18 protein-coding genes are annotated in these 20,714 nt (G+C 70.7%); 12 read left to right on the top strand and 6 right to left on the bottom strand.

Features of this window, described 5'->3' with window-relative positions; all coding sequences use genetic code 11:
* Positions 1-10: 10 nt before the first annotated feature.
* The gene (locus SK224_RS02725) at positions 11-1,531 is read left to right on the top strand and encodes a glycoside hydrolase family 43 protein (protein WP_320433259.1); all 1,521 of its coding nucleotides are present in this window, start codon (positions 11-13) and stop codon (positions 1,529-1,531) included.
* On the opposite strand, the gene SK224_RS02720 is transcribed toward SK224_RS02725, so the two are convergent.
* The gene (locus tag SK224_RS02720; RefSeq protein WP_320433258.1) at positions 1,512-2,675 is read right to left on the bottom strand and encodes an ROK family protein; all 1,164 of its coding nucleotides are present in this window, start codon (positions 2,673-2,675) and stop codon (positions 1,512-1,514) included. The two genes, SK224_RS02725 and SK224_RS02720, sit on opposite strands and share 20 nt — an antisense overlap.
* A gap of 60 nt (positions 2,676-2,735) precedes the next feature.
* Between SK224_RS02720 and xylA the strand changes: the two genes are divergently transcribed.
* The 5 genes from xylA (at position 2,736) to SK224_RS02695 (ending at position 7,842) form a co-directional block, all read left to right on the top strand.
* Positions 2,736-3,926 carry a xylose isomerase gene (xylA, locus tag SK224_RS02715; RefSeq protein WP_320433257.1) on the top strand — a complete coding sequence of 397 codons (1,191 nt, stop codon included), beginning with the start codon at positions 2,736-2,738 and terminating at the stop codon, positions 3,924-3,926.
* A gap of 230 nt (positions 3,927-4,156) precedes the next feature.
* Positions 4,157-5,464 carry a xylulokinase gene (gene xylB, locus SK224_RS02710; protein WP_320433256.1) on the top strand — a complete coding sequence of 436 codons (1,308 nt, stop codon included), beginning with the start codon at positions 4,157-4,159 and terminating at the stop codon, positions 5,462-5,464.
* 74 nt (positions 5,465-5,538) lie between these two features.
* Complete coding sequence (locus SK224_RS02705; protein WP_320433255.1) at positions 5,539-6,234, top strand: GTP pyrophosphokinase family protein; 696 nt, start codon at positions 5,539-5,541, stop codon at positions 6,232-6,234.
* 26 nt (positions 6,235-6,260) lie between these two features.
* Positions 6,261-6,740, top strand: coding sequence for a glutaminase (locus SK224_RS02700; protein ID WP_309734881.1), 480 nt, complete (start codon positions 6,261-6,263; stop codon positions 6,738-6,740).
* A gap of 67 nt (positions 6,741-6,807) precedes the next feature.
* On the top strand, positions 6,808-7,842 hold the full coding sequence (locus SK224_RS02695) for a DUF1266 domain-containing protein (protein WP_320433254.1): 1,035 nt from the start codon (positions 6,808-6,810) through the stop codon (positions 7,840-7,842).
* Between the two features lie 7 nt (positions 7,843-7,849).
* On the opposite strand, the gene SK224_RS02690 is transcribed toward SK224_RS02695, so the two are convergent.
* Positions 7,850-8,446, bottom strand: coding sequence for an NAD(P)H-dependent oxidoreductase (locus SK224_RS02690; RefSeq protein WP_320433253.1), 597 nt, complete (start codon positions 8,444-8,446; stop codon positions 7,850-7,852).
* A gap of 216 nt (positions 8,447-8,662) precedes the next feature.
* Between SK224_RS02690 and glgX the strand changes: the two genes are divergently transcribed.
* The 3 genes from glgX to treZ are packed head-to-tail and all read left to right on the top strand — an operon-like array spanning position 8,663 to position 15,009.
* Positions 8,663-10,876 (top strand): glycogen debranching protein GlgX, encoded by a 2,214-nt coding sequence (gene glgX, locus SK224_RS02685; RefSeq protein ID WP_320433789.1) that lies wholly within the window; start codon positions 8,663-8,665, stop codon positions 10,874-10,876.
* Between the two features lie 12 nt (positions 10,877-10,888).
* Positions 10,889-13,237: a malto-oligosyltrehalose synthase gene (gene treY / locus SK224_RS02680; protein ID WP_320433252.1), complete on the top strand. Its 2,349-nt coding sequence runs from the start codon at positions 10,889-10,891 to the stop codon at positions 13,235-13,237.
* A gap of 29 nt (positions 13,238-13,266) precedes the next feature.
* Complete coding sequence (treZ, locus tag SK224_RS02675) at positions 13,267-15,009, top strand: malto-oligosyltrehalose trehalohydrolase (protein WP_320433251.1); 1,743 nt, start codon at positions 13,267-13,269, stop codon at positions 15,007-15,009.
* A 13-nt stretch (positions 15,010-15,022) separates the two neighbouring features.
* On the opposite strand, the gene SK224_RS02670 is transcribed toward treZ, so the two are convergent.
* A complete protein-coding gene (locus SK224_RS02670) occupies positions 15,023-15,622 on the bottom strand; it encodes a DUF1349 domain-containing protein (RefSeq protein ID WP_320433250.1) in 600 nt (199 codons plus the stop codon).
* Between the two features lie 235 nt (positions 15,623-15,857).
* On the opposite strand from SK224_RS02670, the gene SK224_RS02665 reads away from it, so the two are divergent.
* Both SK224_RS02665 and SK224_RS02660 read left to right on the top strand, forming a co-directional pair.
* Complete coding sequence (locus SK224_RS02665; protein ID WP_320433249.1) at positions 15,858-16,901, top strand: isopenicillin N synthase family dioxygenase; 1,044 nt, start codon at positions 15,858-15,860, stop codon at positions 16,899-16,901.
* Between the two features lie 59 nt (positions 16,902-16,960).
* Positions 16,961-17,752 carry a tryptophan-rich sensory protein gene (locus tag SK224_RS02660; RefSeq protein WP_320433248.1) on the top strand — a complete coding sequence of 264 codons (792 nt, stop codon included), beginning with the start codon at positions 16,961-16,963 and terminating at the stop codon, positions 17,750-17,752.
* 12 nt (positions 17,753-17,764) lie between these two features.
* On the opposite strand, the gene SK224_RS02655 is transcribed toward SK224_RS02660, so the two are convergent.
* The 3 genes from SK224_RS02655 to SK224_RS02645 all read right to left on the bottom strand — a co-directional run bounded on the left by SK224_RS02655 (position 17,765) and on the right by SK224_RS02645 (position 19,807).
* Positions 17,765-18,487 (bottom strand): glutamine amidotransferase-related protein, encoded by a 723-nt coding sequence (locus SK224_RS02655; protein ID WP_320433247.1) that lies wholly within the window; start codon positions 18,485-18,487, stop codon positions 17,765-17,767.
* A gap of 45 nt (positions 18,488-18,532) precedes the next feature.
* A complete protein-coding gene (locus SK224_RS02650; protein WP_320433246.1) occupies positions 18,533-19,273 on the bottom strand; it encodes a LysR family substrate-binding domain-containing protein in 741 nt (246 codons plus the stop codon).
* Positions 19,274-19,399: 126 nt separating this feature from the next.
* Positions 19,400-19,807 carry a transferase gene (locus tag SK224_RS02645; protein ID WP_137418107.1) on the bottom strand — a complete coding sequence of 136 codons (408 nt, stop codon included), beginning with the start codon at positions 19,805-19,807 and terminating at the stop codon, positions 19,400-19,402.
* Between the two features lie 240 nt (positions 19,808-20,047).
* Between SK224_RS02645 and SK224_RS02640 the strand changes: the two genes are divergently transcribed.
* A complete protein-coding gene (locus tag SK224_RS02640) occupies positions 20,048-20,710 on the top strand; it encodes a YitT family protein (protein ID WP_320433788.1) in 663 nt (220 codons plus the stop codon).
* The last annotated feature ends 4 nt before the right edge of the window (positions 20,711-20,714 follow it).

Genomic DNA, 20,714 nt, shown 5'->3' with positions numbered 1-20,714 from the left:
AGGAGCATTCATGGGTCGTTACCGCAATCCCCTCCTGCCGGGCTGTCACCCGGATCCCAGCATCTGCCGGTTCGGCGATCGCTACGTGCTGGTGACCTCGAGCTTCGAGTACCTCCCGGGGCTTCCCGTGCACGTCTCGGACGACCTCGTGAACTGGACGCTCGCGGGGCACGCGCTGCATCGCCCGGGGCAGATCGACCTGTCCGGGCTCACCTCGTCCTCCGGCACGTACGCGCCGACGGTGCGCGAGGTGAACGGTCGGCTCGTCGTGGTGTGCACGGTCGTCGGACCCGAGGAGGGCGAGTGGGCCGGGCGCACCGGCCACTTCCTGGTCACGGCCGACGCCCCGGAGGGGCCCTGGTCCGATCCGGTGTGGATCGACGGCGTGGGCGGATTCGACCCTTCGATCACCGTCGACGGCGATCGCGTCTGGCTCTGCGGCACGCGGGAGGCCGTCGAGGGCTACTGGCCCGGCCGTACCGAGGTCTGGGTGGCCGAGCTCGACGTCGCCACGGGCGCGCTGCGCAGCGAGCCCGTCGTGATCTGGACGGGAGCCGCCGTCGGGGCGGTCTGGGCCGAGGGTCCGCACCTGCTGCCGCATCCGGATGGTGGATGGATGCTGCTCGTCGCCGAGGGCGGCACCGACCTCGAGCACGCGGTCTGCGTCGCCTACGCCGATCGCATCGAGGGCCCGTACACGGGGGATGCGGGAAACCCGCGCCTCTCGCACCGCGATCTCGGACCCGTGGCGCCGATCGTCGCCGTCGGGCACGCCGACCTGGTGGACGATGCCGAGGGGCGCAGCTGGGCGACGGTGCTGGCGCTGCACCCCGTCGACGGGCGTCGGGGGATCCTCGGGCGTCGGACGTCCCTCGTGCCGGTCTCCTGGGCGGACGGGCGTCCGCTGTTCGCACCGGGCGTGGGGCGGGTCGAGGAGGTCGTGACAGCGGAGGGCGTGCCGGATCAGCGGCCGTGGCCCACCCGCGTCGAGGAACACTTCACGGCCGAGCGTCTCGACCTCGAGTGGAACGGCGCCGGTCGGCTGCCGGAGGAGATCGCGACCTGGGGTCGCAACGGCCTGCTGCTGCCCGGGGGAGCCGAGCCATCGGCGACGGCAGGGGTGTCGTTCCTCGGCCGTCGGCTGCCCGACGAGAACAGCGAGGCGTCCCTGCGCCTGCGGATCGCTCCCGGAGAGGATGGGTTCCGCGCGGGGGTGCTGCTGCGGGTCTCGGACGCTCAGCAGCTGGAGTTGTCGGTGACCGGCGCGGGCGAGGCGATCGCGGTGCTCGCGGGAGCCGAGATCGGACGCGTGCCGCTCGGAAGCTATGCCGTCGGCGATGAACTCGAGCTCACCCTCCGCATCCGGAACCTCACCGCGCGGCTCTTCGTGGGCGAGGAGGAGGTGGCCTTCTGCGAACTCGACGCTCTGGCGCCGCAGCCGCCACGGGGGTTCATCGGCGCCTGGGTCGGACCGGTGGCGGTCGGAGCGGGTGAGGCACGCATCACGCGCTTCACCCTCCGTGCGGGCTGAACTCCGAGGGGTCGGCGAGGAGGTCGGCGAAGGCGAGTTCGCCGGCCCCGATCAGCAGGCGGTCCTCGGCGAGCGAGGCGAGGCGCAGCTCGAGCGTCTCGGCGCATGCGGGCATCGCCTGGGCGCGGACCGCTTCGCCGAGCTCGCCCAGGTCGCTCGCGCACAGAGCCGCGAGGAACCCGCCGAGCACGACGACGCTCGGGTTGAGGACGTTCACCGCGTTCGCCAGGGCCGTCGCCAGGATCCGCTGCTGCCGTTCGATCTCGGCGCGGGCGTCTCCGGATGCGGCGGCGACCGCATCCGTGAGCTGTGCGTCGTCGGCATCCGCCAGCCCGAGGGAGGCGAGCAGGAGCGAGCGGTTGACCTCGTCCTCCAGGACGCCGCCGGCTACCCGCCGGTCCGCCGTCTCCTCGATCCCCGGGCGGTTCTGTCCGAACTCGCCCGCGTACCCGCCGGTGCCGGCGAGCGGGTTGCCCGCGACGATCACGCCGCCGCCGATGCCGCTCGCGCCGCCGTTGAGGTAGACGACGTCGGCCGTGCCGCGCGCGGCGCCGAACAGGTGCTCGGCGAGCACGCCGAGACTGGCGTCGTTGCCGATGGCGGTGGGAAGCCCCGTGGCGTCGCGGATGAGGTCGGCGAGGGGCACGTCGCGCCAACCGAGGTGAGGGGCGTCGCGCACGAGGCCGTCGCCGGTGCGGACGAGTCCGGGGACGGCGAGTCCGACGCCCACGACGCGGTGCTCGGCGAGCTCCGCCCGCCGCCAGCGGTCGGTGTGCTCGGCCACGAGCGCCGCGGTCTCGGTGGGCGTGGGGGCTTCGGGCATCGTCACGCGCGCGCGGACGGGGATGGAGAGATCGAGCCCGACCGCGGCGAGGGTGACCGCGTCGACCTCCGGGTTGACCGCAATGGCCACCGTGCGCGACTGCGCCGCGACGATCGGGGAGGGGCGTCCGGCGCGCCTCGCCGGGTCGGGCGCCTTCTCGACGACGAGCTGCTGCGCCGCGAGTTCGGCGACGAGGGCTGCGACCGTCGAGCGGTTCAGCCCCGTCGCCTCGGTGAGGGCGGCGCGCGAGAGGGCGCCCTCGCGGTGCACGAGTCGAAGGATGCGGGAGAGGTTGCGCTGCCGCATGCCGATGGCGTCCATGGCTCCAGTGTAGTAAGTTGCGAATAACAACATATCCGCCTCGCATCGCGAAGGAGCGTCATGCCCGCCCCCACTCCCGCCGACAAGTTCTCGTTCGGCCTCTGGACCATCGGATACAACGGCACCGACCCGTTCGGCGGGCCGACCCGTCCCGCCCTCGACGTCGTCCACGCCGTCGAGAAGCTCGCAGAGCTCGGCGCCTACGGCCTCACCTTCCACGACGACGACCTGTTCGCGTTCGGCTCCACGGAGGCCGAGCGGCAGAAGCAGATCGATCGCCTCAAGGGCGCCCTCGCCGACACCGGCCTGATCATTCCGATGGTCACCACGAACCTCTTCTCGGCCCCCGTCTTCAAGGACGGCGGCTTCACCGCCAACGACCGCGACGTGCGCCGCTATGCGCTGCGCAAGGTGTTCCGCCAGCTCGACCTGGGCGCGGAGCTCGGTGCCAAGACCTTCGTCATGTGGGGCGGCCGCGAGGGCGCCGAGTACGACAGTGCGAAGGACATCCGCGCCGCCCTCGAGCGCTACCGCGAGGCCGTCAACCTTCTCGGCGACTACGTCACCGACAAGGGCTACGACATCAAGTTCGCCATCGAGCCGAAGCCGAACGAGCCTCGCGGCGACATCCTGCTGCCGACGCTCGGCCACGCGATCGCCTTCATCGACTCGCTCGAGCGCCCCGAGCTCGTGGGACTGAACCCCGAGGTCGGACACGAGCAGATGGCAGGGCTCAACTTCGCCGCCGGGATCGCCCAAGCCCTGTACCACGGCAAGCTCTTCCACATCGACCTCAACGGGCAGCGCGGCATCAAGTATGACCAGGACCTCGTGTTCGGGCACGGCGACCTGCACAACGCGTTCGCGCTCGTCGACCTGCTCGAGAACGGCGGCCCCGGCGGCGTTCCGGCGTACGACGGCCCCCGCCACTTCGACTACAAGCCCAGCCGCACCGAGGACGAGAAGGGTGTGTGGGAGTCGGCCGCGGCCAACATGCGTACCTACCTGCTCCTGAAGGAGCGTGCCGCGGCCTTCCGTGCCGACCCCGAGGTGCAGGAGGCGCTCGCCGCCGCCAAGGTTCCTGAGCTGTCGGTTCCGACCCTCAACGAGGGTGAGACCTACGAGCAGTTGCTCGCCGACCGCTCGGCCTACGAGGACTTCGACACCGACGCCTACATGGGCGGCAAGGGCGGCGGCTTCGTGCGCCTGCAGCAGCTCGCGACCGAGCACCTGCTGGGCGCCCGCGGCTGACACGCCCGTCGGGCTCGGATGCGGGTCACCCCCGCATCCGGGATGCCGCCGCGCCCATGTCCCACGTGCCGCACTCCGTGTCCCACTTCCCGCAGGATTCGACCCCGAGAACTGCGGGAAGTGGGACACGGCGCGGAGCGGATGCGGGAGGCGCCCTCTGAGCAAGAGAACGTTCCGAGCAAGGACGTCTTGAAGAAGAGCAAGGACGTCTTGAAGAAGAAGGAGCAGCGATGACGCTGGTGTTGGGGGTCGACTCGTCGACCCAATCGTGCAAGGTCGTCGTGATCGACGCGGAATCGGGCGCCGTCGTGCGCACCGGGCGCGCGAGCCATCCCGACGGCACCGAGGTCGACCCCGCGGCCTGGTGGGACGCGCTGCAGTCGGCCATCGCGGATGCGGGCGGTCTCGACGACATCGCGGCGTGGTCCATCGGCGGGCAGCAGCACGGAATGGTCGCTCTCGACGCAGACGGCCGCGTCATCCGCCCGGCGCTGCTGTGGAACGACACCCGCTCGGGCGGTGCGGCGGCCCAGCTGACCGCCGAATACGGCGCCCAGGCGCTCGCCGAGCGCACCGGACTCGTTCCGGTCGCGTCCTTCACCATCACGAAGCTGCGGTGGCTCCGTGACAACGAGCCCGACAGCGCGGCGCGCGTGGCCGCCGTCGCGCTGCCGCACGACTGGCTCACCTGGCGTCTGCGAGGCTACGGTCCCGCGGGCGAGAGCGCCCTCGGCCCCGTTCTCGGCGAGCTCGTCACCGACCGCTCCGACGCCTCCGGAACCGGGTACTGGTCGCCCGAGACGGGCGGCTACGACCGCGAGCTGCTCGTCGCCGCACTCGGCCACGACGCGCTCCTGCCGCGCGTGCTTGGCCCCGACGAGTGGGTCACGGATGCGGCGGGCCGCCGCGTCGGTCCCGGTGCCGGCGACAACGCGGGTGCCGCCCTCGGCGTCGGTGCGGTCCCGGGCGATGCGATCGTCTCCATCGGCACCTCGGGCACGGTGTTCGCCGTCAGCGCCGAACGCACGATCGACGCGACCGGCACGGTGGCCGGCTTCGCGGACGCCTCCGGCAACTTCCTGCCCATCGTCGTGACCCTGAACGCCGCGCGGGTGCTCGATGCCATCGCCCGGCTGCTCGGGGTCGACCACGCCGAGCTCAGCGCGCTCGCGCTGACGGCGCAGCCCGGCGCGGGCGGTCTGCGCCTCATCCCTTACTTCGAGGGGGAGCGCACCCCCAATCTTCCGGACGCGACCGCATCTCTGGAGGGCATGACGCTCGCCTCGACGACGCGGGAGAACCTCGCCCGCGCGGCGGTGGAGGGCATGCTGTCCGGACTCGGCGCGGGCCTCGACGCCCTGCGCGGGCTCGGCGTGCCGCTCGAGCGCGTGCTCTTGATCGGCGGCGCCGCCCAGTCCGAGGCGGTGCGCCGCGTCGCGCCCGAGGTCTTCGGTCTGCCGGTCGAGGTTCCCGAACCGGGCGAGTACGTCGCGCTGGGCGCCGCGCGCCAGGCCGCCGGCATCCTCGACGGAGTGTGAGCACCGGACGGGACATGACCGATCCGGTCGGTGCTCACAGCACCCACCGAGCGGGCGCCCGTACGGTCGGAGACATGAAGGTGCCGCTCGAGCAGCAACAGATCATGATGTCCCCGGCGCAGTTGCGCGAGGTGCGTGACGAGCTGCAGAGGTTCCTGCTCGAGTACCGCTTCGGTATGCAGGAGATCGAGACCAAGATCTCGATCCTGCGGGACGAGTTCCTGCACATGCACGAGTACAACCCGATCGAGCACGTCACCAGCCGCCTGAAGTCGCCCGACAGCCTCGTCGACAAGGTGACGCGCAAGGGCATCCCGTCGGACTTCGCCTCGATCCGCGAGCACATCACCGACATCGCCGGCGTGCGCGTCACCTGCAGCTTCACGACCGACGCGTACCGGCTCTTCGATCTGCTGACCCAGCAGGACGACATCACGGTGCGCACCGTGAAGGACTACATCGCCACGCCCAAGGAGAACGGCTACAAGAGCCTCCACGCGATCGTCGAGGTGCCCGTTTTCCTCTCCACCGGCCCCGTGCGGGTGCCCGTCGAAGTGCAGTTCCGCACCATCGCGATGGACTTCTGGGCGAGTCTCGAGCACAAGATCTACTACAAGTACGACCGCCAGGTTCCGATGGGGCTCACCGAGAGCCTGCGCGAGGCGGCCGAGACCGCCGCCGCCCTGGACGAGCGCATGGAGCGGCTGCACCGCGAGGTGCACGGCGAGCAGGGCCAGGCCGCGACTGCACCGAACGTCATCCGCGTCTGAGCCCGGGGCGCCGTTAGGCTCGCCGCGTGGACGCCGTCGCCGAGATGCTGGATGCGGCCCGGCGAGAGCTGGGCCCGGTTCCGCGCGAGGCGCTGGGCGTGTGGCGCAGCCGCCGCATCCTCGGCATCCCCGCGGCGCCCCGCATCGTCCCGGCGGGCTCCGCTTGGCACCTGGGCGTGCTGCTGCTGACGGAGGACGCCGTCCTCGCGACGGGCGAGATCGTCCGTGCCCGCGAAGAGGTGCGGCGCGGATTCGCGGCCGAGTCGCAGCGGGAGCGGGCAGCGATCGCCGCGGCAGCCTTCCGCGGTGGATTCGCCGAGGGGCAGAGTGTGCACGTCGGCTGGGAGCCGATCGATCCAGGCGCGGTGGACGCCGCATCCTCACCGTTGCGCCTCGGCGTCGACGGGCCGCTCGTGCGCTGGAGCGCGGCCGGTGGATTCATGCCGCTGGGCGCCTATCTCGCTGAGCGGGTCGCCCTCGCCCGCACCCCGCCCTCCGGAGCGTGATCCCGGCATCCGGCGCTCTGTTCACAGGGTGCCCGACGCCGCCGTTGCCGGCTGTCAAGATGATCCGGTGAGTGCACCCGAGACCGTCCTGCAGAACCACCCGGGCGAGGTCGAGTTCCCCGTGCGGATGCGGTGGCGGTACGCCCGGACGATGGAGCGCCGCCGCCGTGCCGATCCGCGCCAGATGCGCCGACGCGCGCTTCCCGTCACCGCGATCGCGGCTCCGTTCGGCATCGCCGCGGTCGTCGCGTCGCTGGGCTGGTGGGGTACGGGCACGCCGACCACGCTGTTCGTCTTCTTCGCCCTGGGCACGATGGTGGGGCTGCTGATCGCCTCGACCGTGATGTCTTTCGTCGATGCCGCAGCGCCGCTGCGCGCGCAGCGGCGCTATCTCGCGCTCGCCGCCCGGACTCCGCTCACCGAGCGGCAGCAGCAGATCCTCGCGCTCGACGCCGCCAGCGACTTCGCGATCCGGGGCTGGAACTCCTCGCTGGCGTTCACGCCGACCTTCGCGGAACTCCCGCAGCAGGTGCGCGCGAAGCACCTCGACGGGCAGCGCGGCGCCCCGTGGCTCGCCCTTCCGCTGCCGCCGATCGCGCAGCTGCGGGCTTCGCTCGACGAGCAGTACAAGATCGTCTCCGGATCGGATGCCGAGCTGATGGTCGCCGACACCCTGTCGCGGGGCCTGCTGTCGGCCCGATTCGCGGAGATCGCGGGCGGCGACGATGCCGAGCGCATGATGTCGCGGGTCGCCGCGCTCACCGGCCTGCCCGTCTTCGACATCCACGATCTCGCGCGGGGGAGCGAGCATCACCCGCCCCGCCTTCTGCTGGCGGCCGACATCGAGCGGTCGATCGGCGGTGTGCGCTACGCCTACGTCGCCGACTACCTGGATGCGGAGGATGCGTGGCGGCTGCTGGAACAGCTCGCCGCCAAGGCCTTCGAGGTGTACCGCAGCCCGGACGACTACTGGCGCGAGGTCGTCATCGCGACGGCGTTCCGCTCCGACTCGCTCGAAGCCGTGCAGCGCCAGCGCACCGCGCTCGCCGAGCTGCGCGGCTCATCCTGGCCCGCCGCATCCGCCGCCTGGCCGGCCGCCTGACCCTTCGTCACCGGTCGGCGTCGCCGCCCCGCGCGCGTCGGACGGCTGCGACGCTTCGCTCGATCGCCTCCGCCGCGGCGGCGCGCCGGGCCGACTCGTCCTCGCTCTCCGACTCGTGGAGGAAGACGACGCCGCCGCGCCGGGCGCCGCAGTAGTCGACGATCCCGTGCACGATCTGCGTCAGGATGGCGTGCTCGTAGCCGTGTCTGTCGTAGGTGCCGGCGGCGTCGCCCGCCACGAGGAACAGGTGAACGGTGAGGTCGCCGAGCCGGCGGCGGGTTCCGCCATCCGGGGCGATGTCGAAGGCCCAGCCGTTGATGAAGACGCGGTCGATCCAGCCCTTCATGAGCGCGGGCATCGACCACCAGTACACGGGGAAGAGCAGAATCAGCTGATCCGCCTCGTCGAGGCGGCGCTGGTAGGCGCGCACGTCGGCGGGCGGTGCGCCCTCGCCGCGATACGCGGAGCGGTCTTCGGCGCGGAAGCGCGGGTCGAACCCCTCCGCGTCGAGGTCGATGACCTCGACCTCGTCTGCGCCGAGACTGTCCGCGAGGCGGGAGGCGAGGGATGCGGTCAGCGAGGCGGCGTCCGGGTGGGCGGTCACGATGAGCGTCTTCACACTTCCGACAAGTCGCGAGCGCTCCGCCGTGTTCCCCGGCCCCGGGTGCGCCCCGGATCCGGAGTCCTCGCGGCTGTCCGCGTCAAGCCCTGCGCCGCCCTCACGTTGATGAGCCATGCTCCGGTGGTGACCGACGAATCCGCGCCCTCCGCGTCCACTAGTGTGAAAGCCCCTGCATCCGATGCCCCGGGAGGCGACGACGTGCACAGCTGGCCCGGATCGGCATATCCCCTGGGGGCGACGTACGACGGGAACGGTACGAACTTCGCCCTCTTCAGTGAAGGGGCCGAGCGGGTCGAGCTGTGCCTCTTCGACGACGACGGCGTCGAGACGCGGCTGGACATCATCGAGGTCGATGCGTTCGTCTGGCACGCCTACCTGCCCAACGTCGGCCCGGGGCAGCGCTACGGCTACCGCGTGCACGGTCCGTACGATCCCGCGTCCGGCCAGCGGTTCAACCCGAACAAGCTGCTGCTCGACCCGTACGCGAAGGCCGTCGACGGCCAGATCGACTGGGACCAGTCGCTCTTCGGCTACAACTTCGGCGACCCGGATTCGCGCAACGACGATGACTCCGCCGCGCACATGATGAAGGCCGTCGTCATCAACCCCTTCTTCGATTGGGGCGGCGACCGCCAGCCGAAGACGCCGTACTCGGAGACCTTCATCTACGAGGCGCACGTGAGAGGCCTGACCCAGCTCCACCCCGGGATCCCCGAGGAGATCCGCGGCACGTACAGCGCGATCGCGCATCCGGTCATCATCGAGCACCTCAAGAAGCTCGGCGTGACGGCCATCGAGCTCATGCCCGTGCACCAGTTCGTCGACGACGACACCCTGCAGCAGAAGGGGCTGTCGAACTACTGGGGTTACAACACCATCGCCTTCCTTGCGCCGCAGAACACCTACTCGTCGACGGGCGGCAGCGGTCAGCAGGTGCAGGAGTTCAAAGGGATGGTGCGGGCGCTGCACGCCGCCGGTATCGAGGTGATCCTCGACGTCGTCTACAACCACACGGCCGAGGGCAACCACCTCGGGCCGACCCTGTCGATGAAGGGCATCGACAATGAGGCCTACTACCGCCTCGAAGCCGATGACAAGCGGTACTACACGGACTACACCGGTACGGGCAACAGCCTCAACGTGGGCAACCCGCATGCGCTGCAGCTGATCATGGACTCCCTGCGCTACTGGGTGCTCGAGATGCACGTCGACGGCTTCCGGTTCGACCTGGCCGCCACCCTCGCGCGCGAGTTCTACGAGGTCGACCGCCTCGCCGCCTTCTTCGAGCTCGTGCAGCAGGACCCGATCGTCAGCCAGGTCAAGCTCATCGCCGAGCCGTGGGATGTGGGACCCGGCGGCTACCAGGTGGGCAACTTCCCGCCCCAGTGGACCGAGTGGAACGGCAAGTACCGTGACACGGTGCGCGACTTCTGGCGAGGCGAGCCCGCCACGCTCGGCGAGTTCGCCTCGCGCCTGACCGGTTCCGCAGATCTCTACGAGAACTCCGGCCGGAGGCCTGTCGCATCCGTGAACTTCGTGACCGCGCACGACGGCTTCACTCTGCGCGACCTCGTCTCGTACAACGAGAAGCACAACGACGCGAACGGCGAGGACGGCAACGACGGCGAGTCCCACAACCGCTCGTACAACTTCGGCGTCGAGGGTCCGACGGACGACGTCGAGGTGCTGACGCTGCGTGCCCGCGCCCAGCGCAATTTCATCGCGACGCTGCTGCTGAGCCAGGGCATCCCGATGCTGCTGCACGGCGACGAGCTCGGCCGCACGCAGGGCGGCAACAACAACGGCTACGCGCAGGACAATGAGATCACGTGGGTCGATTGGGAGAACATCGACCTCCCGCTGATCGAGTTCACCGCGGCGCTGTCCCGGCTGCGGCGCGATCACCCCACGTTCCGCCGCAGCCGCTTCTTCGACGGCCGTCCGGTGCTCCAGGAAGAGGACGCGCCCGTCCCCGACATCGTGTGGCTGCGTCCCGACGGCACGCCGATGCGTCCCGAGGACTGGGACTCGGGCTTCGGTCGTGCCGTCGGCGTGTTCCTCAACGGCAACGGCATCCGCGAACGCGATCGCCGCGGCGAGCAGATCATCGACAGCCACTTCATCGTGCTCTTCAACGCCGGCGATGAGCCGGTCGAGTTCACGCTGCCGAACGTCGATTTCTCGCCCGAGTGGGATGTGCTCGTCGACACGGCGGGCAACCGTGCGGACTCGGACCCCGTGCGCCCGGGCGACGTGCTCCCGGTCGAGACGAAGTCGCTCATCGTGCTGCGCGAGCACCACGAGAGCGAAGCCGAACCCGATCACTCGGTCGCCGCATCCTTGACGCAGAACCTCACGGTCCCTGTCGACGAGGTGCCCGGCGCGGCTCCCAAGTCCGAGCTCCCGCACTGACCCGGAGGACGCATGCTGCCCGCCTCGACCTACCGCCTGCAGATCCGTCCGAGCTTCGATCTGGATGCGGCTGCCGCCGTCGTGCCCTACCTCGCCGACCTCGGCGTGGGGTGGGTCTACCTGTCGCCCCTGCTGAAGGCGACCACAGGCTCCGATCACGGCTACGACGTCGTCGATCCGTCCCTCGTCGACCCCGCCCGCGGCGGGGGTGAGGCGCTCGGCCGATTCGTGGCCGCCGCCCATGACGCGGGGCTCGGCGTGCTCGTGGACATCGTTCCCAACCACATGGGCGTCTCGATCCCGCGCGAGAACCCGTGGTGGTGGGACTACCTCCGCCTCGGTGAGGCGTCCGGGCGCGCGGCCGCCTTCGATGTGGATCGTGCGCTCGACGACGGCCGGGTGCGGCTGCCGATCCTCGGCGCCCCGCTCGCGGAGGTGATCGGCGAGATCACGATCGACCCGACACCCGCCCCGGACGCTCCCGACGGACTCCTGCGGTACTACGACCACGAACTGCCGCTCGCCCCGGGCTCGCTCGACGGCCTCGAGCCCGACGACGTCGCCGCGGTGCTCGACCGGCAGCACTACGAACTGCGCTTCTGGCGCGACGAGGGCGCGCTGCTGAACTACCGCCGGTTCTTCGCCGTGACGACGCTCGCCGCCGTCCGCGTCGAGGACCCGCACGTCTTCGACGACGCGCACGTCGAGATCCTGCGGTGGGTGCGCGAGGGGCTCGTGGACGGCCTGCGTGTCGACCACCCCGATGGCCTGCGCGACCCGGGCGGATACCTCGCGCGCTTGGCCGAGGTCACGAACGGTCTGCCGGTCTGGGTCGAGAAGATCCTCGAGCACGGCGAGGAGCTGCCCTCCTGGTGGCACACGGTCGGCACGACCGGCTACGACGCCCTCGGCGAGATCGAGCGCGTGCTCGTCGACCCCGCGGGGCGTGCGGGACTCGACGCGCTCGATGCGCAGCTGCGCATCGAGACCGGTCTTGCGTCGGCACCGTCGTGGGGCGAGCTCATCCACGGCACGAAGCGCCAGATCGCCGACACGATCCAGGCGTCCGAGGTCGCGCGGCTGGTGCGCCTGCTGCCGACCCCGGTCCCCGGAGCGCGAGACGCCCTGGCCGAACTCCTCGCCCTGTTCCCGACCTACCGCAGCTACCTGCCGGCGGGCCGCGCGTGGCTCGACGAGGCGGCGGAGGCCGCATCCGCTGCCCGTCCGGATCTCGCGGAGGCGATCGCCGCTCTCGTGCCGCTGCTCGCCGACGGGTCGAGCGAGCTCGCGCAGCGCTTTCAGCAGACGACCGGGCCCGTCATGGCGAAGGGGGTGGAGGACACCGCGTTCTATCGATTCACGCGTCTCGGGTCGCTGACCGAGGTCGGGGGAGACCCGTCCGAGTTCGCACTCGACGTCGCGGGGTTCCACGACGCCTTCGCCCGCAGGCAGGCCTCGTGGCCGCACTCGCTCACCACGCTGTCGACGCACGACACGAAACGCGGCGAGGACGTGCGGGCGCGCCTCGATGTCCTGGCGGAGATCCCCGAGCGGTGGGCGGAGACGCTGGACGCACTGCGTGAGATCGCGACGACCGGTCACGGGCCCTTCGACGCGTTGCTCTGGCAGGCCGTCGTCGGCGCCTGGCCCGCGAGCGCCGAGCGTCTCCACGCCTACGCCGAGAAGGCCGCGCGCGAGGCCGGCGACGCGACCAGCTGGCTCGACGTGAACGAGGACTTCGAGCGGCGGATGCATGCCGTCGTCGACGCCGCGTTCGGTGAGGCGCGCGCGCTCGTGGAGTCGTTCGTCGCCGAGATCGCCCCGGCCGGGTACTCGAACGGACTGTCCGCCAAGATCCTCCAGCTCGCCGGCCCCGGCGTCCCCGACGTGTACCAGGGTTCCGAGCTGTGGGAGCAGTCGCTCGTCGACCCGGACAACCGTCGCCACGTCGACTTCGCGGCCCGCGCCGCCACGCTCGCGCAGCTGGATGAAGGACTCGTGCCGCCCGTTGACGAGAGCGCTGCCGCCAAGCTCCTGCTGGTCTCCCGCGCGCTGCGGCTGCGTCGCGACCGCCCGCACCTGTTCACCCGCTACACGCCGGTCACCGTGACCGGCGCCGCTGCCGGGCACGCGGTGGCCTTCGATCGCGGCGGGGCGATCGCGGTCGCGACCCGGCTGCCGGTGGGCCTCGCGGCCCGCGGCGGATGGGGCGACGCCGCACTGCTGCATCCCGCCGGCGCCGTGCAGGACGAGCTGACCGGGCGGGTCTTCGACACCGAGCGGATCCCGCTCGATGCACTGCTCGCGACCTACCCGGTCGCGCTGCTCACGCCGGTCGCGCTCGCCGCGCCGCGCGGATGACGACCGAGCCACGAGACGAGGACGAGACGATGATCGAACTCTGGGCGCCCAAGGCGCGGCGCGTGCGGATGCGGTCGGGTGACGGACTCGGCCGCGAGACCGAGCTGGCCGCCGCGGCGGGCGGATGGTGGCGGACGCCGGCCGATCTCGCCGATGGCGAGCGGTACGGGTTCGTGCTCGACGACGGCGAGGTGCGCCCCGATCCGCGCTCGCGCCGGCAGCCCGACGGCGTGCACGCGGCATCCGCGTGGGTCGACACCGCCGCGTTCGCGTGGACGGACGCGGCGTGGACCGGCCGGCAGCTGGCGGGCGGTCTGATCTACGAGCTGCACCTCGGCACGTTCACACCGGAGGGGACCCTAGATGCGGCGATCGAGCGCCTGCCGCACCTGGTCGAACTCGGTGTCAGCCACATCGAGCTGCTGCCGGTGAACGGGTTCAACGGCGTCTGGAACTGGGGCTACGACGGCGTCGCCTGGTACACCGTGCACGAGGCCTACGGCGGCCCGGCGGCCTACGCCCGCTTCGTGGACGCGGCCCACGCCGCGGGTCTCGCCGTCGTGCAGGACGTCGTGTACAACCACCTCGGCCCCTCCGGGAACTACCTTCCGGAGTTCGGTCCGTACCTGCGCGAGGGAACGCGCAACACGTGGGGCGACTCCGTCAACCTCGACGAGCCCGCCGTCCGCGCCTACATCGTCGAGAACGCCCTCATGTGGTTGCGGGACTACCATGTCGACGCTCTGCGACTGGATGCGGTGCACGCGCTGCACGACGAGCGGCCCGTCCACATCCTGCGCGAGATGGCGGAGGCGGTCGACGCCCACTCGGCGCATGTCGGACGTCCGCTCACCCTCATCGCCGAGAGCGACATGAACGACCCCACGCTGATCCTGCCGCGCGAGGCCGGCGGCTACGGACTGGCCGCGCAGTGGAGCGACGACTGGCATCATGCCGTGCACGTCGCGCTCACCGGCGAGGTCAGCGGCTACTACGCGGACTTCGCCGCATCCGACGCTCTGGAGAAGGTCTGGACGCGCGGGTTCTTCCACGACGGCACGTACTCGTCGTTCCGCGAGCGCCACCACGGGCATCCGATCCCGGCGGAGGTGCCGACCTGGCGTCTCGTGACCTTCGCCCAGGACCACGACCAGATCGGCAACCGCGCCGCGGGCGACCGGCTGAGCGCGACGCTGTCGCCCGACCGGTTGGCGGTCGCCGCGGTGCTGACGCTGACGGCGCCCGGCACGCCCATGCTCTTCATGGGCGAGGAGTGGGGTGCGTCGACCCCGTGGCCGTTCTTCACCTCGCATCCGGAGGAGTGGCTCGGCGAGGCGGTGCGGAAGGGACGTGCGGAGGAGTTCGCGAAGACCGACTGGGACGAGGCGGCGGTGCCCGACCCGCAGGATCCGGCGACGTTCCAGAGCGCCAAGCTCGCGTGGGAGGAGGCCGAGACGGGTGAGCACGCCCGCATCCTGGCGCTCTACCGCGACCTCGCGCGGCTGCGGCGTGAGCGGCCCGAGCTCACCGATCCCACGTCGGCGCACCTGTCCGCCGCGATCGAGCGACCGGATGCGGCGCCGTCGGCGCGGCGGTTCGTGCTGGGGCGGGGGCCGCTGCGGATCGTCGTGAACCTCGCGGCCGAGCCGTGGGACGTGCCGCTCGACGCGGCGGAGGTCGTACTGCTCGCCACCGTCCCGGCGTCGCCGGGCACGGCAGGCGTCACCGTCCCCGCCGACGCCGCCGTGGTGCTCGGCCCGCCGCTGCCCTGACACCCGGCGGCGCTCAGCTCCCGTCGCGCACGTCGGCGAGCTGCTCGCGAACGAGGGAGATCTGCGAGAACCGCGAGGTCGCGGCGGGGCCCATGGGAGCCTGCGACATGAAACCGACCCGCGGGCGCGTCGACGTGCTGAGTCGGAACTGACGCACGAAGTGCCAAGTGGTCCCGTTCACGGAGTAGTGGAACGCGTACGCGCCCGCCGGAAGGCTCGACACCCGGAGCCAGACCGATCCCTCCAAGACGACGGGGCCGTTCGCGTCATCGGAGAAGCGATCCGTCACGACGCTCACGACCATCTCCTCGCCGTGCGGCGAGTACTCGAAGCACAGCTTCGCCCAGCAGTCCTCGTCCACCCACAGGGTGAGCACGGCGGCGTCGAAGGTCGTGCGGGGAGAGTCCACCGACACCAGGGCGACCAGCTGGAAGGGCTCGTCGATCTCGAAAGAGAGACTCGTCGAGGTGTGCGACGCCGGTGCGCCGGTCGCGTCGTTCGACCAGTCGACCTCCGCGTCGGAGGTGAGTACCAGCGCGTCACCTTCCCCGTGGTGCCGGCCCTCGCCGTGGGTCCACGTCAGGGGCGGAAGCCCCGGCAACTCAACCGTCATGGTGGTGATCCCCCTTCATCGCGAACCCTCCGAATCTACAAGCGCCTCGCGTCCCTTCTCGACCGGGCGGCCGTGCGAGATGTAACGCGGGGGAAACGCGAGCCGTCTAGCCTGACGGCAGCGTTCATGTAAACACGCGCCGCGGCCGTCGAAAGCCGCGGTGGGAAACCGTGAAGTGGCTACCTCGATACCCATCGGTCGCCCTTCCGAGGGCGATCCTCACCCAGGAGTCGCCATGACCTTCCACGTCCCTCTCGTCGACATCACCGCATACGTCACCGACGGTAGCCCCGAGGCGAAAGCCGAGGTCGCGCGCGCGATCGACGACGCCTGCCGCACGGTCGGCTTCATCCAGATCACCGGACACGGGATTCCGGATGCGGTCACCGCGGGCCTCACCGACGCGATGGACCGCTTCTTCGCCCTCGACCTGGAGCAGAAGAAGTCCTATCGCACACCCCCGCAGATCAACCGCGGCTACAGTCCGCCCAAGTCCGAGTCCCTCAGCCTCTCTCTCGGCGTCGAGTCGGCGAATCGGATGAACGACTTCTTCGAGGCGTTCAACGTCGGTGCCGCGCAGTCCGACTATCCCGCATCCCCGGATCTTCCGCAGCCGGAGTACGCCGACAACCTGTGGCCCGACCTCGACGGCTTCGAGGCGCAGGTGCAGGCGTACTTCGCCGAGGCGGCGCGCGTGGCCCGCACGATGACCCGCATCTTCGCCGACGCGCTCGGGCTGGAGCCCGACTTCTTCGACCGGCGTACCGGCCATTCCCTCGACGTCATGCGGATGAACAACTACGCGCTGCCGCCCGGCACCGACGTGACGCTCGACGGCGACCTCATCGGGATGGGGGAGCACACCGACTACGGCATCGTGACGATCCTGTGGGCCGACCAGGTGAAGGGGCTGCAAGTGCTCGGTGCGGACGGGTCGTGGAACGACGTCGCGCCCGCCGATGACGCGCTCCTGATCAACCTCGGCGACGTGACGGCGCGCTGGACGAACGAGCGGTGGATGTCGACCCTGCACCGCGTCAAGCCGCCCGTGATCGACGGGACGATCGAGCGTCGCCGATCGGCAGCCTTCTTCCACGACGGCGACGTCGATGCACTCATCGAGACCCTGCCGTCCTGCGTCGACGCGGAGCACCCGGATCTGTACGAACCGATCACCGTGGGCGACCACATCCGTGCGAAGCTCGCGGGCTCGCGCGAAGGGAAGGCGAACGAGAAGGCGGAGCGCGAGTCTCAGCGGGTGCTCTCGAGCTACCGCTGAGCGAGCGGCGAAGCTGTCAACCCCTGGCGCGAGATAGCTAGATTATCTAGCGTTAAGGCATGAACGTCGCCACCTCGCGCTCATCCGACCTCACGCGCCAGATCGCCGTCCTGGCCGCGACCGGTTTCATGCTGGTCGCGGCCATGGTCGGCACCGGGCTGTTCGGCGGCACCGCCGTGCAGGACCTGCAGGACGGTGCCCTCGACGCCGACGCGAGCTATCTCGCTCCCGCCAGGCAAGCCTTCTCGATCTGGTCGGCCGTCTATCTGGGGCTCATCGCCTACGCGATCTGGCAGGCGCTGCCCGGCCAGCGCTCGAGTGAGCGCCAGCGGCGCCTCGGGTGGCTGATCGCTGCGACAGAGGTGCTCAACGGGCTCTGGCTGGTCTCGGCGCAGTTCACCACGCTGCCGCTGACCGTGCTCGTCATCGTGCTGCTTCTCGCGGCCCTCGCGATCACGTGGCGCCGCGCCATCATGCAGCCGCGCGAGGGCGCCGTGTCCGCCGTGCTGATCGACGGTGTGACCGGACTCCACCTCGGGTGGGTGACGCTCGCGACGGTCGCGAACACCGCCGCGTGGCTCACCCGCATTCTGCCCGCCGGTGCCGAGGAGGCGGCGGATGTCTGGGGCATCCTCGTTCTGGTCGTCGTGGCGGCGATCGGATGCGGTATCGCCTGGTTCGGCCGCGTCGCGCCCTCTCTCGCTCTGTGCTGGGGACTCTCGTGGCTCGCCGTGGGGCGCCTGACCGATCAGCCGCACAGCGCGGCGATCGGCACGGCAGCCGTCTGCGCCGCGACGGTCATAGCCCTCGTCACCGCCGTGCGCGTCGCGCAGCGGTTGCGCCGCCGCTGAAACGATCGTCTCTCAGAGGCGCGCGAAGGCGTGCAGGATGCGGGCGGGTTCGGTGACCGGGGAGGCCAGTACGCGCGCCGCCACCGCGTCGAACTCGCTCGGATCGAAGTAGCCGCCGTCGCGGTAGATCCGCATGCGTGCGGTGAAGTCCTGCGGCGTGAGCTCGGGGTGGAACTGCGTCGTGTACAGGCCCTCGCCCATGCGGTAGGCCTGCACGGGGCAGTCCTCGTTGGTGGCGAGCAGCACGGCATCGGAGGGCAGGATGTCGGTGCCCTCCTTGTGCGCCGTGAAGGCGTCGAATCGCGCGGGCAGGTCGCCGAACACCGGGTCGCGACGCCCCGCATCCGTCAGGGCGACGGTCGTCGCCCCCGTGCCCTCGGGATACGTGTCGGCAACGGTGCCCCCGAAGACGCGGGTGACGACGCCGATGCCGTAACAGGTGAACATCGCCCGTGTCGCGCCGGATGCGGCCGCCTCGGCCACGCGGGCGAGGTCGTCCTCGAGCCGGCTCTGCACGGCTCCCTTATCGGACGTCGTCACGTTGAAGGGGCTGCCGCCGACGACGAACCCGGCGTAGCGATCGACCGCGTCGGGCGCAAGCGCGTCGGAAACCAGATCCCACGCGTGGAGTCCGTCGGCGTCGCGCCCCATCGCGACGCGGAACGACGCCCACTCCGCTTCGGCCGCATCCCGCTGCGGGCGCGCGCAGAGGTACAGCAGCGGGCGGGAATCCATCCTGCGATTCTATGGCGCGGCTGTGGTGCTCTCCGCGGCGGTCGCTCAGTCGCGCGACGACTGCGCGGTGCGGCCTCTGACGATGCCGATGAAAGTGTCGACGAGCGGCGACGCACCCTCGCGCGGCCATGCGAATCCGACGGGCGAGGTCGCCGCGCCGGAGAGCGTTCGGTACTCGACGTCCTTGCGGTGGTGCAGTCGGGCGAGCGACATCGGGACGATCACGATGCCCACACCTGACGCGACGATCTCGATGGCGTCCGCCGTCGTCGGCGGTGCCTCGAAGGCGGGTGCGACGGTGCCGACGACGTGCGGGTCGAGCACGTCGTCCGCCGGGACGATGAGCACTTCGCCGACGAGGTCATCCGGCGTGAGCTCATCTCCCGCGGCGAGGTGCGAGTCGGCCGAGAAGGCGACGACGATCGTCTCCTCGTAGAGGCGGATGAGATGCCAACGCTCGGTGTCCACGGGCGGACGGACCAGCGCCGCATCCACCTGGCCGCTCTGCAACGCCTGCTCCTGCGCGGCGACCTCGAGCGGCACGAGTTCGAGCGGCGTGCGCGGCATCCGGTCCTGCCAGATGTCGATCCACTTGCCGGGCGTGGCCCCCGCAATCGCGCCGAGGCGGAACGGGCCCTCGGGGATCTGCGGCGCCGGAGTCGGGACCGCCTTCTTCGGGGGAGTGCGGGGTGAGCTCTTCGTGGCGGGCCGATGTGCGCCGCTGCTGCGGGGCGAGGCGGAGCGTGCGGGCTTCTTGCCGCCCTTCGGTGCCCCTCGACCAGCCATACCCCCAGGCTATCCCGCCCCCGTGCCGTGATCCGCAGTCCTGAAACGACAGTTCGCCTGTCACATCTCGCGCCGGTGGGCGCGATCTGGGACAGGCGAACGAAGCGGGTGACGGATGCGGTGCGCTCAGGCGGCGGAGCGAAGCCCCCGACGGTCGGTGGCCACACGCTCGCCCTGGGCGATGGTCTGGTCGTCGCCGATCAGCGAACCGCCGGCGACACTCGCGCCGGGGCCGATCTGCGTGCGCACGCCGATCTGCGCGCCGGCGCCCACGTGTGCGCGGGAACCGATGTGCGCGTGCGGTGCGATCTTGACCTTCGGTCCGATCACGACGTCGCTCTCGATCCACGCCCCGCGGCCGACATAGACGTCAGCAGCGATCTGCGCGCCGGGCTCCACATAGGCGCCCGCTTCGACGACGGCCGTCGGGTGCACCTTCGCGCCGTTCGCGATGAGCCCGCGTCCGTTCACGTGCTTGCGGTAGCGCAGCATCTCACCGCGCTCGTTCTCGATATCGATGTAGTTCTTGCCCACGATCGCCTCCTCCGGACCTCGAGGTGCCAGCACTGATCGAAACGATCCGGTACGGGGTTTCATTCCCGACCCGGCACTCTTCCGACCTCGAACCCTATTCGGAGCCGACGCGGGATCGGATGCGGGTTGCGCCGCACGCCTCGACGATCTGACGGCGGATCGGGGCCGCCTCCTCCAGGTGGCACGATGGACGACGTGAACGAGCCGCATCCGGAGCCCCCCGAGCCCGCCGTCGACGCGATGGAACCGGAGCTCGGAGCACGCCCGAGCGCCCCCGAGACCGCCTCGACGCTCGTCTTCGACATCAAGCAGACGGCGCACAGCGTGCCGGAGGACATCCTCGGCATTCTGACCGGCACGTTCGCGGCCTCGCTCGGTCTGTACCTGCTGCAGTCGGCGGGCTCGGTCACCGGCGGCACCGCGGGCGTCGCGCTGCTGTTCGACTATGCGACCTCGTGGCCGTTCTGGCTGATCTTCGCCGTCGTGAACCTTCCCTTCGCCGTGCTCGCGATCTGGAAGAAGGGATGGGACTTCACCCTGCGGACGGCGGTCTCGATCGCCCTCGTGTCGGGGTGGTCGGTCGTGCACCACGCCCTCCTGCGCATCGAGAGCCTGGACCCGATCTACGGCACGCTCGGCGGCAACCTGCTGGCAGGCGTCGGTCTGCTGATCCTCTTCCGCCACAGGGCGAGCCTGGGCGGCATCAACATCGTCGCTCTGCTGATCCAAGAGCGCACCGGTTTCCGTGCCGGCTGGACCCAGCTGATCCTCGACCTCGTGATCATCCTGATCTCGCTGCTGGTGATCCCGGCGCCCGCCGTGCTGCTGAGCGCGATCGGCGCGGTGCTGCTGAACCTGGTCCTGGCCATGAACCACCGGCCCGGGCGCTACATCGGCCACTGATCTC

The organism is Microbacterium sp. BG28 (assembly GCF_034044005.1).
In the GTDB taxonomy this organism is placed as follows: Bacteria; Actinomycetota; Actinomycetes; order Actinomycetales; family Microbacteriaceae; genus Microbacterium.
The sequence above is the reverse complement of the archived record's forward strand: the minus strand, read 5'-3'. Positions and strand labels throughout refer to the sequence as shown.